Source organism: Paraburkholderia sp. EG304, assembly GCF_046543485.1.
GTDB classification, from domain to species: Bacteria; Pseudomonadota; Gammaproteobacteria; order Burkholderiales; family Burkholderiaceae; genus Paraburkholderia; species Paraburkholderia youngii.
Window position 1 is genome coordinate 112,912 of sequence record NZ_JBKGUA010000015.1, and the last position, 15,622, is coordinate 128,533.

14 protein-coding genes are annotated in these 15,622 nt (G+C 64.0%); 10 read left to right on the forward strand and 4 right to left on the reverse strand.

The window, feature by feature from the left end:
- Positions 1-21: 21 nt before the first annotated feature.
- Positions 22-1,263: a cystathionine gamma-synthase family protein gene (locus ACLFKU_RS19435; protein WP_368583130.1), complete on the reverse strand. Its 1,242-nt coding sequence runs from the start codon at positions 1,261-1,263 to the stop codon at positions 22-24.
- A 203-nt stretch (positions 1,264-1,466) separates the two neighbouring features.
- Here ACLFKU_RS19435 and ACLFKU_RS19440 point away from each other — a divergent pair, with 203 nt between their 5' ends.
- Positions 1,467-3,107, forward strand: a complete 1,641-nt coding sequence (locus ACLFKU_RS19440) for a DHA2 family efflux MFS transporter permease subunit (RefSeq protein ID WP_410850165.1) — start codon at positions 1,467-1,469, stop codon at positions 3,105-3,107.
- 10 nt (positions 3,108-3,117) lie between these two features.
- Here ACLFKU_RS19440 and ACLFKU_RS19445 read toward each other — a convergent pair whose 3' ends face one another.
- Together ACLFKU_RS19445 and ACLFKU_RS19450 are read right to left on the reverse strand one after the other, a co-directional pair.
- Positions 3,118-3,516, reverse strand: a complete 399-nt coding sequence (locus ACLFKU_RS19445; RefSeq protein ID WP_410850166.1) for a hypothetical protein — start codon at positions 3,514-3,516, stop codon at positions 3,118-3,120.
- Between the two features lie 93 nt (positions 3,517-3,609).
- The gene (locus ACLFKU_RS19450) at positions 3,610-4,605 is read right to left on the reverse strand and encodes an aldo/keto reductase (RefSeq protein ID WP_368583127.1); all 996 of its coding nucleotides are present in this window, start codon (positions 4,603-4,605) and stop codon (positions 3,610-3,612) included.
- 175 nt (positions 4,606-4,780) lie between these two features.
- On the opposite strand from ACLFKU_RS19450, the gene ACLFKU_RS19455 reads away from it, so the two are divergent.
- The 8 genes from ACLFKU_RS19455 to ACLFKU_RS19490 all read left to right on the forward strand — a co-directional run bounded on the left by ACLFKU_RS19455 (position 4,781) and on the right by ACLFKU_RS19490 (position 12,886).
- Positions 4,781-5,377 carry an isochorismatase family cysteine hydrolase gene (locus tag ACLFKU_RS19455; RefSeq protein WP_368583126.1) on the forward strand — a complete coding sequence of 199 codons (597 nt, stop codon included), beginning with the start codon at positions 4,781-4,783 and terminating at the stop codon, positions 5,375-5,377.
- An 83-nt stretch (positions 5,378-5,460) separates the two neighbouring features.
- Positions 5,461-5,988 (forward strand): hypothetical protein, encoded by a 528-nt coding sequence (locus ACLFKU_RS19460; protein WP_410850167.1) that lies wholly within the window; start codon positions 5,461-5,463, stop codon positions 5,986-5,988.
- Positions 5,989-6,103: 115 nt separating this feature from the next.
- Positions 6,104-6,949, forward strand: coding sequence for an AraC family transcriptional regulator (locus tag ACLFKU_RS19465; RefSeq protein WP_368583124.1), 846 nt, complete (start codon positions 6,104-6,106; stop codon positions 6,947-6,949).
- A 44-nt stretch (positions 6,950-6,993) separates the two neighbouring features.
- A complete protein-coding gene (locus ACLFKU_RS19470) occupies positions 6,994-7,401 on the forward strand; it encodes a DUF2000 domain-containing protein (RefSeq protein ID WP_013092622.1) in 408 nt (135 codons plus the stop codon).
- 575 nt (positions 7,402-7,976) lie between these two features.
- Complete coding sequence (locus ACLFKU_RS19475) at positions 7,977-9,368, forward strand: class I SAM-dependent methyltransferase (protein WP_368583123.1); 1,392 nt, start codon at positions 7,977-7,979, stop codon at positions 9,366-9,368.
- 22 nt (positions 9,369-9,390) lie between these two features.
- The gene (locus tag ACLFKU_RS19480; protein ID WP_410850168.1) at positions 9,391-10,746 is read left to right on the forward strand and encodes a sensor histidine kinase; all 1,356 of its coding nucleotides are present in this window, start codon (positions 9,391-9,393) and stop codon (positions 10,744-10,746) included.
- Between the two features lie 8 nt (positions 10,747-10,754).
- A complete protein-coding gene (locus ACLFKU_RS19485; protein ID WP_368583121.1) occupies positions 10,755-11,879 on the forward strand; it encodes an ATP-binding protein in 1,125 nt (374 codons plus the stop codon).
- Positions 11,879-12,886 (forward strand): response regulator, encoded by a 1,008-nt coding sequence (locus ACLFKU_RS19490; RefSeq protein ID WP_410850169.1) that lies wholly within the window; start codon positions 11,879-11,881, stop codon positions 12,884-12,886. Before ACLFKU_RS19485 ends, ACLFKU_RS19490 begins: the two co-directional genes overlap by 1 nt.
- A gap of 131 nt (positions 12,887-13,017) precedes the next feature.
- Here ACLFKU_RS19490 and ACLFKU_RS19495 read toward each other — a convergent pair whose 3' ends face one another.
- Complete coding sequence (locus ACLFKU_RS19495; RefSeq protein WP_410850170.1) at positions 13,018-13,908, reverse strand: 2OG-Fe(II) oxygenase; 891 nt, start codon at positions 13,906-13,908, stop codon at positions 13,018-13,020.
- 441 nt (positions 13,909-14,349) lie between these two features.
- Between ACLFKU_RS19495 and ACLFKU_RS19500 the strand changes: the two genes are divergently transcribed.
- Positions 14,350-15,621, forward strand: a complete 1,272-nt coding sequence (locus ACLFKU_RS19500) for an efflux RND transporter periplasmic adaptor subunit (RefSeq protein ID WP_410850171.1) — start codon at positions 14,350-14,352, stop codon at positions 15,619-15,621.
- The last annotated feature ends 1 nt before the right edge of the window (position 15,622 follow it).

Below are 15,622 nucleotides of genomic sequence, written 5' to 3' on the forward strand. Positions count from 1 at the left end.
CCAATTTCAAAGTCCCGCCAACTACGCCGCCAACTTCAGCGCCTGCGCAAAATCGGCAATCAGGTCGTCGATATCCTCGATGCCTGCCGAGAGCCGCAGCATGCCGTCGGAAATGCCCATCGCCTTGCGCGTTTCCGGCCCGGCTTCGAAAAAGATCGTCGGCGCAACGGGAATGATCAGCGTGCGCGTGTCGCCGAGACCGGTCGCCTTGACCGGCAGCTTGAGCGCGTTGACGACTTCGATCATGCGATCCGCGTTGAGCAACTCGAACGACAACAGCCACGACGCGCCTTTGAACAGCGTCTGAGCGATCTCGTATTGCGGATGGCTCTTCAGACCAGGATAGAACACTTTGCCGATCGCATCGTGCCCCTCGAGAAACTGCGCGAGCGCGAGCGCATTGTCGCTGCTCTGTTTCACGCGCAAGGCGAGCGTTTCCGCGCCCATCGCGATCGAGTGCGCCTGCTCGGACGACAGTGACGCCCCCATGTCCCGCAGGCCCTTCTTGCGGATCTGCAGAAGCCCCTGATCCTTCGCCGCCGAGCGCCGATAGTCGTCGGCGATATTCGGATACGCACTCCAATCGAACAGGCCCGTATCCGTCACCGCGCCACCGAGCGCGGCGCCATGACCCGCGATGGTCTTCGTCAGCGAGTTGATGACGAGGCTCGCGCCGACCGCCTTTGGCTTGAACAATGCGGGCGAGGTAATCGTGTTGTCGACCACGTATGCGATGCCGCGCTCGCGGCACACGTCACCGATGCCTTGCAGATCCGGAATCTGGGTGCCCGGATTCGCGATGGTCTCGACGAACACCATGCGCGTATTCGGCCGGATTGCGTTCTTCACGTCGTCGAGGTTGCACGCGTCGACGGTCGTGACTTCGACGCCGAGCGCCCGCAATGTGCCGAACAGACTGTTGGTGTTGCCGAACACGTAGCGGCTCGACACCAGATGATCGCCCGCGCGCAGCAGCGTGAGGAACGTCGCGGTGATGCCGGCCATGCCGGTGCTGAAGCACACCGTGCCGACGCCTTCTTCGAGGCTGGTGATTTTGCGCTCGAGCGCGGCGGTGGTGGGGGTGCCCTGCCGTGCGTAATTGAAGCCGCCTTTCTTCGTGCCCTGGAACACGCCGATCAGGTCCTCGACGCGCTCGAAACCATATTGCACGGACGTATGAACTGGCTGGCGCAAGGCGCCGTGCTCAGTGCCCGCGATTCTGTCGCCGTGAACGATGCCAGTGGTGAAACCTTGCTTGTCCATTCCTTCTCCGCCTTTTTCAGATCGATTGCTTCCGACCGATTATCGCCTGTAACCGTGCGCCGGCGAAGTCTTTAGCGTCCCGCCGGACGGCGCCGGGCGCTCCGAATGGGCAAAACGCGCTCGGCGATGTTGCGCTGCGGGGTTGACTAGCCCCGGTGGCACGCACAGGCTTTAAGTCTCCATGGATCAGCACTGGAGGAAACGTGGCCATGCCGGATCATCCAGGCAGTAAGCCGAATACGGCGCGCATCATTGCCGCACAGGCGAGTCCGTGCGACGAACTCGTCATCCGCACGCAGCCCCTCACGATTGACCGCCCGTGCCGGCGCAAGCGGCTCGCGCTCGCCGCGACCATCGCTGGTTCCAGCATGGCGTTCATCGATGGCTCCGTCGTCAACGTCGCGTTGCCGTCCATTCAAAGCGAACTCGGCGCGAGCGTCGCGGCGATGCAGTGGGTCGTCAACGCGTATCTGCTGTTTCTCGGCTCCCTCGTGCTGGTCGGCGGATCGATGGGCGACAAACTCGGCCGGCGCACGGTGTTCATTGCGGGTGTCGGACTTTTCACGCTGGCGTCGGCCGCTTGCGGGTTTGCACCGAATGCGTCTGCGCTGGTCGCCGCGCGCGCGGTTCAGGGCATCGGCGCGTCACTGCTCGTGCCCAGCAGTCTCGCGATTATCGGCGCGGTGTTCGACGACGCCGCGCGCGGACGGGCGATCGGCACCTGGGCGGGCGTCGGCGCGATCACGTCGGCCGTGGGGCCGGTGGCGGGCGGCTGGCTCGTCGACGCGTGGTCGTGGCGCGCGATCTTCTTCCTGAACGTCCCGCTCGCGGCGCTGACCATCGCGCTCGCGATATTGGCTGTGCCCAACAGCCACCGGGCCGATGCGCCTCGACAGCTCGACTGGCTCGGCGCACTGAGCGCGGCCACGGGACTCGCCGCGCTGACCTTCGGCCTGACCGAGGCGTCGGCGCGTGGCTTCGCGCATCCGCTCGTATTCGGTGCGATTGGCGCCGGCGTGCTGATACTCGCCGCATTCGTGATCATCGAAGCGCGCAGCCCCAACCCGATGGTTCCGCTCGACCTGTTTCGCTCGCGCGACTTCACCGGTGCCAACCTCGTCACCCTGCTGCTTTACTTCGGCCTTGGCGGTGCGTTCTTCTTCCTGCCGTTCACGCTGATCCGCGCGCATGGCTTCACCGCGACCCAAGCGGGCGCGGCGCTGTTGCCGGTGCCTTTCATCATCGGATTGCTATCGCGCTTCACCGGCGGTCTGACGAGCCGCTTCGGTGCGCGCGCGCTGCTGACCGTTGGCCCGGCCGTCGCCGGAATGGGCTTCACGCTGCTGGCGCTGCCGTTCGTGCGCGGCAGCTACTTGACGGGATTTTTCCCCGCGCTCGTCGTGCTCGGGCTCGGCATGACGATCACCGTCGCGCCGCTCACCACGACCGTGATGGGCGCGGTGCCGAGCGACCGCACAGGCATGGCGTCCGGCATCAACAACGCGGTTGCGCGCGTGGCGGGCTTGCTGGCGATTGCGGTGCTCGGCATCGTCTTCGTGTGGTCGCATCACGCGGCGCTATCGGCGCGCCTCGACGAACTGCACGTACCGCAAGATGCGCGCCAGAGCGGTCAACTGCTGGCGCCGGTCGACCAAGCGGGAGCGCCAGCGGGCGCCTCGCCTGCGCCGCGCGACGCAGCCGTGGCGCGTGCGCAAGCCGATTCGATGACCGACGCGCTGCGCGCCGTCGCGCTCGTCTGCGCCGCGTGTGCGTTCGCCGGAGCGGGGCTGGCGATGGCCACCCTCCAGCCGATGAATCGGGCGGCGGTAGCACGCCCGCAGTGAAAGTCGAAACTCAGTGGTGAACGGGCCGTGCCGGCGACCCCGTCGGCCGGATCACCGCGGCCGCTCGCGCCTCGATTCTTTCCGCTGACGAAGTAGGCTGATGCGGAATGGTTGCGCTGTCGTACCCGTTCATTTGTTCATCGATGACGAAGTCCGCGACTCTCATCGCGTCCATCGCGTTGCCGTCCACGTCGTTCCACTCGCGAATCGCGCGATTGACCTTGGTTAGCGCGGTGACGGCGAGCAGGATCGCGTCGGTCTCGGTGATCTTGCCTTCGAGATCATCGACGAGGTAATCCGCAACCCGTAGCGCCGCGCCGATCAGATTGCTGTCGTCGCTCAAGTCCGTCAATACCGCATGAACCACTGCGAGGCAAGCATCTTTGCGTGCAAGTGCGATGTCTGTCATGAGGTTCTCCAGAGTCGAGGTGCCAGCACAATTTACTCCGAGTGCCCGCGGCATGTCGAATGCGCCCGCGGCGAAGCCGCCACCGCGTTGCCTTTACCAGCGCTGGTGGACGTGGGGCGCGATATGGTGCTGATAGATTTCCCGGACCCGCTGCATGAGCTCGTCGGACAGCGGCGCGAGGTTCGCGGCCGAGACGTTCGACGCCGCCTGTGCCGCGTTTTTACTGCCAGGGATGATGACGGAGACGGCATCCTCCATCAGGATCCAGCGCAGGGCCAGTTGCGCCATGGAGGCGTCCACGGGTACGAGGCCGCGCAGTTCGTCGACCGCCTTCAACGCGACGTCGTAGGGTACGCCGGAGAACGTTTCGCCGACATCGAACGCCTCGCCATGCCGATTGAATGCCCGATGATCGTCCGACGCGAAAACCGATTCCGCGGACAGCTTGCCCGTGAGCATGCCGCTCGCCAGAGGCACTCGCGCGATCACCGCAACGTCTTTCTTTTGCGCCTGCCTGAAGAACAGATCGGCGGGACGCTGACGGAACATGTTGTAGATGATCTGCACCGAAACCACATTCGGATATTCGATCGCCTTCAGCGCTTCTTCGACCTTTTCGACCGACACGCCGTAATAGCGGATCTTGCCGGCGGCGACGAAGTCGTCCATCGCGTCGAACACTTCGGGACGGTAGTAGACCTCGGTCGGCGGGCAATGCAGTTGCACCAGGTCGAGGGTGTCGACGCCGAGGTTCGCGCGGCTCCGGTCGATGAACGCTTCGAGTTCGCGCTTGTTCAGATAGCCGCTGGTCACATGCGGGTCGAGTCGGCGCCCGAGCTTCGTGGCGACGATGGGACGTTCGCCGCCTCGTTGCCGCAGCACGTCCCGGATGATCCGTTCCGAGCGACCGTCGCCGTAGACATCGGCGGTGTCGATGAACGTGACACCGTTATCGAGCGCGGCGTTCAGCGCGGCCTTGGCGTCATCTTCCGCAACGCTGCCCCACGAGCCGCCGATCGCCCATGCCCCAAAACCGATTTCAGACACATTCCAGCCGGTACGACCAAATTTTCTCGTCGAAAGCGTCATTTGGATGCTCATCCTCTGTATTTGCGAAGTTACGTCGCAGGTGCTTCATTACCCTTGCGGGAGTGCCGGCGACCTTGGTACGTAGTGTAGCAAGCGGACGGGGGGCGTATGATTGCCACGGCATCGAAACGGCCGCTCTGACAACAGGACGTGGAACCGGAATAAAGGTGGCGCAATGACAACCAACGCAGGTTCTGACCACATCGCGAACGAGGCCATCACGCCATCGGGAACCGCGCTTATCGTGATGCACTACCAGACCGACATTCTCGGACTGTTTCCATCGGTCGCGCCGGCGTTGCTCGCCAATACGCGCAGGTTATGCGACGCGGCCCGCGCCAAAGGCGTTAGCGTCTATTTCGCCAATCTCCGGTTCAGTCCGGGCTATCCGGAAGTCAGCCCGTTGAACAGGAATGGGCAGGGAATCAAAAGACTTGGCCTGTTCCTCGAAGACCGGACCGCGCCGGAGTTGGGCCAGCAGGCCAACGAACCGCTCGTCATCGCGCATCGTGCGAGCGTGTTCTTCGGCACTGATCTGGAGGCGAGACTTTCCGCGCAAGGTATCGATTCGCTGATCATGGTCGGCATCGCGTCGACCGGAGTCGTGCTCTCCTCGGTCGCGTACGCGAGCGACGCCGACTTCCGCCTGTACACGGTCAAGGATTGCTGCTACGACCCGGACCAGGTGGTCCATGAACATCTGTTTGCAACCGCATTCGATTCACGCACCACGGTGCTGTCACTGGCGGACGCTTTACTGCTGCTCGCGTAGACCGATACCGACGACTCGACCCGTCGCCTCGGCATGTGATTTGCTGATCGAAACCGCAAGACCAACCCACCAGGCGACAAACCGTGGCGCCGAAAGCATCGGACATCAGCTCGTTTCAGATTTTCGAGAGCGTCGTCATCCGCCTCTACGACGGCGGGGTGCTATCGCCGGCCGTGCTCGAACGTGTCGTCGGCGCTTTCGCCCAAGCGAATGTCGACTGGCGTGGCACCGTGCAGGGCCGTTCCGTAGATGGCCGTTTACTGCACGAAATCGTCGCGCTGACGATGCTGCCCGGACAGCCGCTTCGATCGGCATCGGCATCCTTCATGTCCGTGATCGAACACATCGCGGGCGTCGCCACGCAAGCCGAACCGAAGCCCGCGAGACGCGGTAGAAAAGCCGTACCGCCGGCGGATGAAACGGAAGCGGAAACGCAGACGGAAACGCGGACGGAAACGGCAGCGGAATCGCAAGAACTGCTTGCGCAATTGTCCGGCAACGAACCATCCGGCAAGCGCCGCCGCGCGAACCAACAACCGGATCGGCCCGCGAGCCCGCACGGCTACAACCCGTTCGTCAACGCCCGGCCGCCGCGCTCGAAGAAGCCGTGAACCCGGGCGCGGCTCGCTTCGCAAGCGCCTGGCGCTGGCGAGCCTCGATCCCGATTCCCACGCTGCCGTACACTATCCGCTGGCCGCATCGCCCGCGGCCGGCCAGCGCAAACCCATGCTCACTCCACCCGATCCCGCCAACTGGCTAACCGCCTGCCGCGATGCCGAAACCGGCATCGAAAGTCTGCGCGCGCATTTCAGCGGCCATGCGTACGATCCGCACGATCACGACGACATGTTGATCGGCTACACCGAGCAGGGCGTGCAACGCTTCCAGTGTCATCGGTCGTTGCACACGAGCGTGCCGGGCCGCGCGATCCTGATCGAGCCCGGCGCACTGCATGACGGCCACGCGCCCGAGGCGGGCGGCTTCACGTACGCGATGCTGTATCTGCCGCAAGCCTGGGTCGAGCGCGCGGCGCGCCGGCTCGACTTGCCGGGGCTGGCCGGCGTCGAAGCGGCGTTCGGCCATACGCTCGTCGATGACCGTGCGCTCGTCGATGCGATCCGCCAGGCGTTCGTCGCGATTCACGGCAACGAGGGCCGGCTCGCGCGCGACCAGGCGCTCGATCGTCTGCTGCTGCGACTCGGCGCACAGTTGCGCGACGCGCCGCTCACCGGCGACGCCGCCGCGTCGCCCGCGATCGCGCGGGTGCGCGAGCTGTTGCACGAACAGATGGACGGCAATCTCGGGCTCGACGAACTCGCCGAACTTGCCGGCATCGACCGGTTCAGGTTGACGCGTCTGTTTCAGCGCGCGTTCGGCACGTCGCCGCACGCGTATCTGGTGCGCCTGCGCCTGCGCGCCGCGCGGCGCCTGCTCGCGGCCGGGCGCACGCCCGCTCAGGTCGCGGCCGAAGTCGGCTTCGCCGACCAGAGCCATCTCGGCCGCTGGTTCCGTCGCGCGTACCGGATGACGCCAGCCGCGTACCGGCAGATGTGCACAAACGTTCCAGACTGATTGCGCCGCATCGTCGATCATGAGCGGCTCAACGAGGAGTCGTCATGTTCGATACCAAAGTGGCGCTGATCGTGCGCAGCGATCTCGCGGTCTGGCAGAAGCTCAATGTGGTCGCGTTTCTCGCGACCGGCGTCGCGGCCGCGGCGCCCGATGCGCTGGGCGAGCCCTACGAGGATGCCGCCGGGCACCGCTACGGCCGCATGCTCGGCCAGCCGATGATGGTGTTCGCCGCCGACCGCTCCGGTCTGCAAGGTGCGCATCGGCAGGCGCTGTCGCGCGAGCTCAGAATCGTGCCGTATGTGCACGCGATGTTTTCGACGGGGCATGACGCGGCGAACCGCGCAGTGTTTCGCGCCGAGGACGCGGCGAATCTCGACCTCGTCGGTCTTGCGCTGCACGGACCGAAGAAAGCCGTCGACAAGGCCGTGAAAGGTTTGGCCTTGCACGAATGAGTCGACGAGTGAAAAGAGAAACGTTTGCCGCGCCGGACGTGAATTGCGTTAAAACAAAAAAAGCTTATTCGGCGAATGCACAAGGCATCAATTGCCGCTTCATTTCACATCGTTTCGAGTCTCGAAGCGGTATTGCGTCAAAGCGCCGGTCTATCCAACGGGCATAGATCGGAAAGGCGCAAGTAACGCACCCCCTCTATAGCGGATCGTGTCGCCGTCGTGGTAATGCGATTGCAAGTCTTTGTCGGGAAACGAATTGTCGGCGATTGCGCCAATGCGGTCGCCAACTCGTTTCAAACTATTCTTTGCAAAAACGGCTTTCTATAGCATGGACATGCTCGCAAGAAAACCTTGCGTATACGTTTCAACATGAATTTAACCTCAGTGAGAATTGAATCTGTTGATGTTACACTGCAAGCCGCTGGAGCCATTCTGGCAAAGGGCTTTGGTGTTTCCGGCTCAATTTTGGTTTGAAACGCGTCCACGACTTGTCGCTGGTGTCGTGCGTGCGGCAGCCATTCACTGGACTTCTCCAACACCCTGCTGCGTTCCCGGATTCCTCAGGTACTAATACCGTGTACTCTCAAACGCAAATCGACCCGGTGGTCAGCTTCCGCAACTCGCAGCGCGAGCATGTGCGTGGGACGATCATTAACCTCCAGAGAAAGTCTTTGGTCATGGAGGTCTATAACCCCTATTCCATCGTGCAGGTCAGCGAGGTCTTAAGCGAGCTGAGCGTGCGCATGGGCACCAAGAATGCCTATCTCGGCAAGGCGGTGGTGGTGAGTCTGGTGAACACCGGTCTGACCGCGGTGGTTTCACTGGCACTCATCGACGAATGGCGCGAGCTGAGCGTTCTGCCCAATGAAGCGAAGTCGGTCGGCCGGGAAGCAGAACTCTTTATTAGCGACTGGGACGCGCGCTTCAATATCCGCCGCGACTATCAGATCGTCGTGAACGAGATGCGCGCGTTCCTGTCGGAAGTGTCGCGCTGGGTGGAGCAGGTCGACCTGACCGAGAGCTTGCCGAAGAGCGAAGGCGGCAGGCTGCGCGAGGACCTGTTCTACGAGCTCGCCACGCCGATCATGCTCAAGATCAAGTTCTATCTCGACCGTCTCGAGGAAGAGGCCGAGCGCGTCGACGCGGAGATCGCACCCGTGCATCGCACGTACGCGCAATCAGCGCTGCATCCGTTGCTGCTGCGCGCGCCGTTCGTCTACCGCACCTTCACGAAGCCGCTCGGCTATGCCGGCGACTACGAGATGGTCAATCAGATCCTCAGCGATCCGCAACAGGGGCCGACCACTTACTTCCAGATCGTCAATACGGCGTTCCTGCAGGCGGCGGTCGCAACCGCGCACCGCAACCGCATCAAGCTGCTGATCGACTTTCTGACGCGGCAGGCCGAGGCGGCGCGCGCGGCCGGCAGACCGTTCCGCATCCTCAACGTCGGTTGCGGGCCCGCTTTCGAGATCCAGCGCTTCGTGCGTGAGTATCCGCATCCGGAGCTGCTGTCGTTCGAGCTGGTCGACTTCAGCGAGGAAACGCTCGCTTTTACGAAGGACGCGATCGACAGCTCGGCACACGCCGCGGGTCATAAGGTCTCGGTGCAAATGGTGCATCAGTCGGTGCATGACCTGCTCAAGCGTAAGATTTCAACGGACCCGTCCGCGCGCGAATTCGACGCGGTGTACTGCGCCGGTCTGTTCGACTATCTGTCGGACAAGGTCTGCGCACGTCTGCTCAGTTACTTTGCCGCTCGCACCCGACCCGGCGGCCACTTGCTGGTCACCAACGTCCATTCCGCGAATCCGGAGAAGTACGGGATGGAGCATCTGCTCGAGTGGTACCTGATCTATCGGAACGAGAGCGGCATGAGCTCGCTGCTTCCCCCCAACTCCACTGACCAGAAGCTCTACGTCGACGAGACCGGGGTGAATGTGTTCGCGGAAGCAACGATCCTCTGAAACCGTGTCGACATCCCTGTCCATGACTACCAGTCCCCTGCAGAGCGGCTATCAAACCGAGCTGGCCGACTTTCGCGTCACGTTCAGCCGGGGCGGCGCGTGCACCGCGATTGCGCTCGTGCTGCTGGGCGTGGGGCTGGATTACGCGCAGTATCCGCAGTATCAGACGTCGTTCGCGCTCGCGCGACTGCTGGTGTCGTTGATGATCGGCGGTATCGTCGCCTTGCTCGACACCGACATGGGGCGACGGCTTACTCCATGGCTGACGCTGTCCTGGCTGCTGCTGCCGCAGGCGATGATTTCATGGATGATCTGGCGCACCGACGGTGTTCTGTCGCCCTACTACATGGGCCTGAATCTGGCCATCTTCGCGTCCGGGATTGCGTTGCCATTCGGCTTGTGGCAAAACCTCGTGTTCGGCGTGCTGTCCTGCTTGCTGTATCTGCTGGCCTGCCTGTTGCCTCCGCATGGCGGTGTGCCGCTCGGCACGATGACCGTCAATGTTCTGCTGCTTCTGTTCGCCGCGGCCGCGAGTGCGGTCTACACGTTCTTCAACGAACGCGTGCGCTTCATGCTGTTTCGCCTGAAGGCCGAGGTGTCCGAGAAAAACGCGGAGGTCTCCGCGAAGAACGCCGAGCTCGAAGTGATCAATCGGCAGTTGCTCGACATCAAGGGCCAACTGCTGCAGCAGGAAAAAATGGCGGCGATCGGTACGCTCGCGGCGGGCCTGCTGCATGAAGTGAACAACCCGGTGAACTTCTGCCTGATGGCGATCGAGGTTGCGCTGGAGGAGCCGATCGCGAAGAAGGAGCCGACGCTGCAGGAATGCCTGGTCGATGCGCGGCAGGGCATGCAGCGCATCCAGCACATCGTGTCGGACCTGAAGACGTTCGCGTATCGCAAGCCCGGCGCCGAGGCGGAGCTGGGCACGCCGTTCCTGTTCGAAAAAGCGCTCGATTCGGCGATCCGGCTCGTCGGGCATGAATTGCGCGGCGTCACCGTAACGCGCGAGCTGCCCGCGGATACGCTGGTGCAGGGCGACGAGGCGGCCATCATCGGCGTGCTGATCAACCTGCTGTCGAACGCGGTGCTGGCGATGCGCAAGGCGGGCACGCCCGCGCCGGCGATTCACGTCAACGTCAGATGGACGGAAGAGCGCCTGCACGTGACGGTAAAAGACAATGGGCCGGGCATCGCGCCGGAGAATATCGCGCGCGTGTTCGAACCGTTCTTTACCACCCGCGAAGTGGGACAGGGCCTGGGCCTCGGATTGTCGATCAGCTATGCGGTGATCGAGCGCCATGGCGGCCTGCTGTTTGCTGAGAGCGAGCTGGGAAGTTGGGCTGCGTTCAGTTTCGATCTGTCGCCCGCACCCTGAGAAACACCATGAACGACATCCGACAGACACAGCCCACTCTTCTCTACGTCGATGACGAAGAGTTGGCGTGCAAATATTTCGCGCGCACCGTCGGTGCCGATTACGAGGTCCTGCTCGCGACCAGCAGCGACGAGGCCATCGCTATTCTCGAGCAGGACAGTGCGCGCATCGCGGTGCTGGTCACGGACTTCCGCATGCCGGGGCGCGACGGCGGCGAACTGTTGCGCCAGGTGGCGCTGGAATATCCGCACATCGTGCGGATTCTGGTCACTGCTTATGCCGACGTCGAGATGCTGTTGCAGACGGTCAATACCGGCGAAGTGTTCCGCATCCTCGAAAAGCCGCTCAAGCCGGCGGCGGTGCGCGATACGCTGCAACTGGCGTTCGATCGTTACCACGAACGCGCGATGCAGAATCAGCGTCTGATCGCGATCGACGAAACCCTCGCGTTCATCGCGCACGAACTGAACACGCCGCTCGCGGCGATCGCGTTGAACGCGCACAGCATCGAAGATCGCACCGACGCGGAGCGCGATGCCGAAGGCGAAATTCTCGGCGCCGCGAAATCGATGCGCGAGAGCGCGCAGTACTGCATGGCGGTGGTGTCGTCGTTCTGGCGCTCGGTGCACAACGGGCGGCGCCGGCAACAGGAGGGCGATGAGGCGCGTATCGAGAGCACCGCGCATGGGCTGATCTCGGCGTTGCTCGATACGTATCCGTTTACGACCGCGCAGCGCTCGTGGGTGCAGGTCGACGTCGAAAGCGACTTTGCCGTGCTCACGCAGCCGAATTGCGTGGCGCTCGTGCTGTCGTCGCTGCTGTCGAACGCGTTGCGCGCGCTCGCGGATGTGCCGTCGCCGTCGGTGCGCTTTACCGTAACAACGGAACCCCACCCGAGCATCGGCATCTGTGACAACGGGCCCGGAATTCCGCCCGAGATCAAAGACCGCCTGTTGACGGACCCAATTACAACGCACGCGAAATCCGGGGGGAACGGCTTGGGCCTGATTCTATGCAACCGTGTCATGCAGTCCTGTGGCGGCGGACTCAGGATCGAGTCCACGTCGGGGGGAGGCACCACCGTAGTGCTGGATTTCCCCCATATCAAAGGTCAAACGCACAGGAGTTGTTGATGAACGAACCAAAAGCCACAGAGGAGTTGGCGCCGGCGATCATCTTCGTCGATGACGAAGCTACTGCCGTAAAGTACTTCCAGCGTGCCATCGGAAGCCTGGCGCCGGTCCTGACTGGCGGCTCGGTGGAAGAGGGCAAGGCGCTGCTCGACGAGCACGGCGACCGGGTCGGCGTCCTCGTCTCCGACCAGCGCATGCCTGGCGAGTTCGGCAACGAGCTGCTGCGCTATGCGAGCGAGCGCTTTCCGCATGTCGTGCGGATTCTGACCACCGCGTATTCGGAAATCGATCAGACCGTCGCGGCCGTCAACCTCGGCCATATCCATCGCTACATCAAGAAGCCGTGGGACATCACGGCGCTGCGCATGGAGCTGAAGCAGGCGCTCGAACTGGCCGAGCTGCGCAAGGAGCGCGACACGCTGGTGCGCGAGAAGCTGGGCGTGCTGCAAAAGCAGGTGGTCGCCACGCGGATTGGTCTGGTGCGTTCGCTGTCGGCTACGCTGATCGGGCCCGAGCGCTTCCAGCCGGTCGAGACGTATCTTGCGGCGGCGGTGCTCGCCGAAGTGCCGAACTCCGAGCCGGACTGGCTGCTGCAGGACTATTCCGACCTGATCGCGGCCGAGAGTGCCCGCAGCGGCGCGTTCGGTCATGCCGTCGCGGCGCATCTCGCCACGCTGCGCAACCGGCACGGCGGCGCGAACGTGACCGCGAGCGACGCGCTGACGGCGCTGGCCGGGGCGTTTTCCGAGGCTGGCATCAATGTGCGCCGCGCAGGCGATGGTCTCGTGTGCGACCAGCCGGCCACGCTCGCGGAGTTTCTCGCGGAGCCGGGCAACAACGCGGTGTCGAGCGGACACGCGGCATGGCTGGCGAGCCTGCTGTGGCTCGACGGCACTGACGGTGCATTGCAGCCGGCACGCGAAGGCAATGCGATCGCGTTCCGGCCGGCGCAACGCGGTAGCGAGTTCGCCGCTGACCGCCTCGCCACGTGGATCGAGCAGTTCTGATCAGCTTGCTTCGAGGGCGCGGCGTCTGACGTGCCCCTACTCGCACTGGCTTCGCGCTGCAGCCTGCCTCGGCTAGCAGCGCGAAGCTGACCAAGGCTCGCGCGAGCCGTTCGGACTTCGGTCGATCCTTCTCAAGCCTGAATGCGCGGCACAAACCGCCGCGTCCGAATCCACTTGGTCGCCACCCACTTGTCGCCGCTGCGCAGCGGCGTGCTCGCGTGCAGCGAGCTCGGATCGCACATCCCGTAGCGGTTGCCGTACTCGAAGTAGAGCGCATGCCCGCGCTGCGGTACCACCGACCACCCGAGCTGCGGAAACACCGTCTCACCGCCGCCTTCCACGTCCTTCAGATACATCAGCAGCGTGCCCATGCGCTGGCCGCTGCGCGCGATCGACTCGCGATTCGCTGCATTGCCCGTCATCAGATAGTCGACGTGCGGCGTCGACTCCGCGCCTTCCTCATAGTGCAGCATCTGCAGGCCCTCGCCGTTCTCGACCGGCGTCGCCGTCAGTTCCGCGATGCGTGCCTCGATGCGCGCGATCAGCGGCGTCTCGCCCAAACGGAAAAACATCCCGTGACTGCTGCGATGAGCGGCGATCACATCGCGGCCGGTCACCGGATCGACGACGGCCGAGCGGTCGAGCCGCGGCTGTGCGAGCGCGATCAACTGCTCGCATTCGTCGGCACTCAGGAAGTTGGCGAGGTGCACGGCGGCCGGCCGCTGCAGCCGCGACAGCACGCGCACCTTGCGCTCGCCGAGCTGGATCAGCGGACCGTCGGGTACGCGCAGCGGCTCGGGCTGGTAGCTGAGCGGCGCGCCGCCGACTTCGAGCTTGTCGCCGGGCAACGCCATGCCGTGCACGAATGCCGACGCGACCGCCTCGACCATCGCCGCGGCCAGCTCGGCCGCGTTGTTGCGGCTCACCAGTTCGTTGACGATCGCTTGCGGCGCGACGCCGCGCGAAAGATTGGCGGCAATCCAGTCGCGGACTTCGGCGGGGAAATTGACGGTGATGGACATCGGGGTGAGGTAGTGGGGTGTCGTGACAGTCGCGGCGCGCGCAACGTTGGCTCGCGATCATATCGGACGAATGTGACGATTCTGCACGGACGGGCCGGTTTTCATTTGGCTGTCGTCTGTTATCGCATGTTGCGATGCCGTGCCGCGCTCAACCCTCGGCCGATGCGGATGTCCGCCGCCCGCGCGCCGCGTGATCGACACCCCGATCCTTTCACCCGCCAACATGTTGCACCCCTGTAACTCAAGCCCGGCGCAAGCCGGCTACATTCACGCATGCCCCACACCGAAGCCGCGTCCTGGTTTCTTACGTCTTCATAACAGCAGGACCCGAGGGCTTCGACTGATGACAACGCGCGCGAACCGTGTCACTTTTGCGCAGTCCCGTCAGAAGGCGAGCTTCCTGCCGAAGCTCGACACCAATATCCGTTTCCGGAGATCAACATGAGCGAAACCGTGTCCCCGCCGCCAAAGCGCTCGCGACGCGGGCTCGTCATCTTCTCGGTTGTCCTGCTCGTGCTGGTCGCGCTCGTCGTGGTACATCTGCTGACGCGCAAGAAGCCGGCGCGCGAGAACGCGGCAATCGTCGTCACCGTCGCGCAGGCGACGCTCGGTTCGATGCCGGTCACATTGAGCGAACTCGGCACCGTCATTCCGATCGCGACGGTGACCGTGCTGCCGCAGCTGAGCGGCTATCTGACCGAGGTCGGCTATCACGAAGGCCAGGAGGTGCAAAAAGGACAGTTCCTCGCGCAGATCGATCCGCGCCAGTATCAGATCAGCAAGCAGCAGGCGGAGGCGACGCTCGCGAAAGACCGCGCTTTGCTCGCGCAGGCGCGCGCCGATCTCGAGCGCTATACGCAGTTGAACGAGCGCAAGTCGATTGCGCAGCAGACCTACGCGGATCAGCAGTTCCTCGTGCAGCAGGACGAAGCGGCGGTGAAGGTCGATCTCGCCAACATCGCCCAATTCGATCTCGACCTCGCGTATTGCCGCATCACCGCGCCGATCGCGGGCAAGGTCGGCTTGCGGCTCGTCGATCCGGGCAATTACGTGACCGCGTCGTCGACGACGGGCATCGTCGTCATCACGACCGTGAAGCCGACCACGGTGCAGTTCACGGTGCCGCAGGATTCGCTCGCGTCGATCGTGCAGCGTCTGTCCACCGGCGCGAAGCTGCCGGTCACCGCGTATTCGAGCGACAACTCGCGCGAGATCGCAACCGGCACGCTGTACGCGGTCAGCAACCAGATGGCGACCGCGACCGGCACCGTCACGTTGCGCGCGACCTTCGCGAACGACGACGAGGCGCTGTTCCCCAACGAGTTCGTCAACGTGAAGCTGCTCGTCGACACGATGCAGAACGCGGTGCTCGTGCCGAGCGCCGCGGTGCAGTCCGGCGCGCCGGGCGACTTCGTCTATCTGGTCAATCCGGACAGCACGGTGTCCGTGCACAAGGTCAAGCTGGGCCCGAGCGACGGCAGGAATACGGTGATCGAGTCGGGTCTCGCGGCCGGCAACCAGGTCGTGACGGACGGGACGGATCGTCTGAATGACGGCGCGAAGATCCAGCCGGCGCATCCGAAGTCCGCCGCCGCGGCAAGCGGCGCGGCCGGCAACGGCCCGAAGGCGCCCGCCGCGGCGTCCGAAGCAGCGCCGGCGTCGAGCGCGCCGGCCGCGCCTGCGCCGGCCGCGTCAGAAGCCGCTTCGTCGTAAC

Coding starts and splice junctions, on each gene's coding strand:
- ACLFKU_RS19435 (WP_368583130.1), bottom strand. CDS start 1,263: ATGGACAAGCAAGGTTTCACCACTGGCATCGTTCACGGCGACAGAATC.
- ACLFKU_RS19445 (WP_410850166.1), bottom strand. CDS start 3,516: ATGACAGACATCGCACTTGCACGCAAAGATGCTTGCCTCGCAGTGGTT.
- ACLFKU_RS19450 (WP_368583127.1), bottom strand. CDS start 4,605: ATGACGCTTTCGACGAGAAAATTTGGTCGTACCGGCTGGAATGTGTCT.
- ACLFKU_RS19455 (WP_368583126.1), top strand. CDS start 4,781: ATGACAACCAACGCAGGTTCTGACCACATCGCGAACGAGGCCATCACG.
- ACLFKU_RS19465 (WP_368583124.1), top strand. CDS start 6,104: ATGCTCACTCCACCCGATCCCGCCAACTGGCTAACCGCCTGCCGCGAT.
- ACLFKU_RS19470 (WP_013092622.1), top strand. CDS start 6,994: ATGTTCGATACCAAAGTGGCGCTGATCGTGCGCAGCGATCTCGCGGTC.
- ACLFKU_RS19480 (WP_410850168.1), top strand. CDS start 9,391: ATGACTACCAGTCCCCTGCAGAGCGGCTATCAAACCGAGCTGGCCGAC.
- ACLFKU_RS19485 (WP_368583121.1), top strand. CDS start 10,755: ATGAACGACATCCGACAGACACAGCCCACTCTTCTCTACGTCGATGAC.
- ACLFKU_RS19490 (WP_410850169.1), top strand. CDS start 11,879: ATGAACGAACCAAAAGCCACAGAGGAGTTGGCGCCGGCGATCATCTTC.
- ACLFKU_RS19495 (WP_410850170.1), bottom strand. CDS start 13,908: ATGTCCATCACCGTCAATTTCCCCGCCGAAGTCCGCGACTGGATTGCC.
- ACLFKU_RS19500 (WP_410850171.1), top strand. CDS start 14,350: ATGAGCGAAACCGTGTCCCCGCCGCCAAAGCGCTCGCGACGCGGGCTC.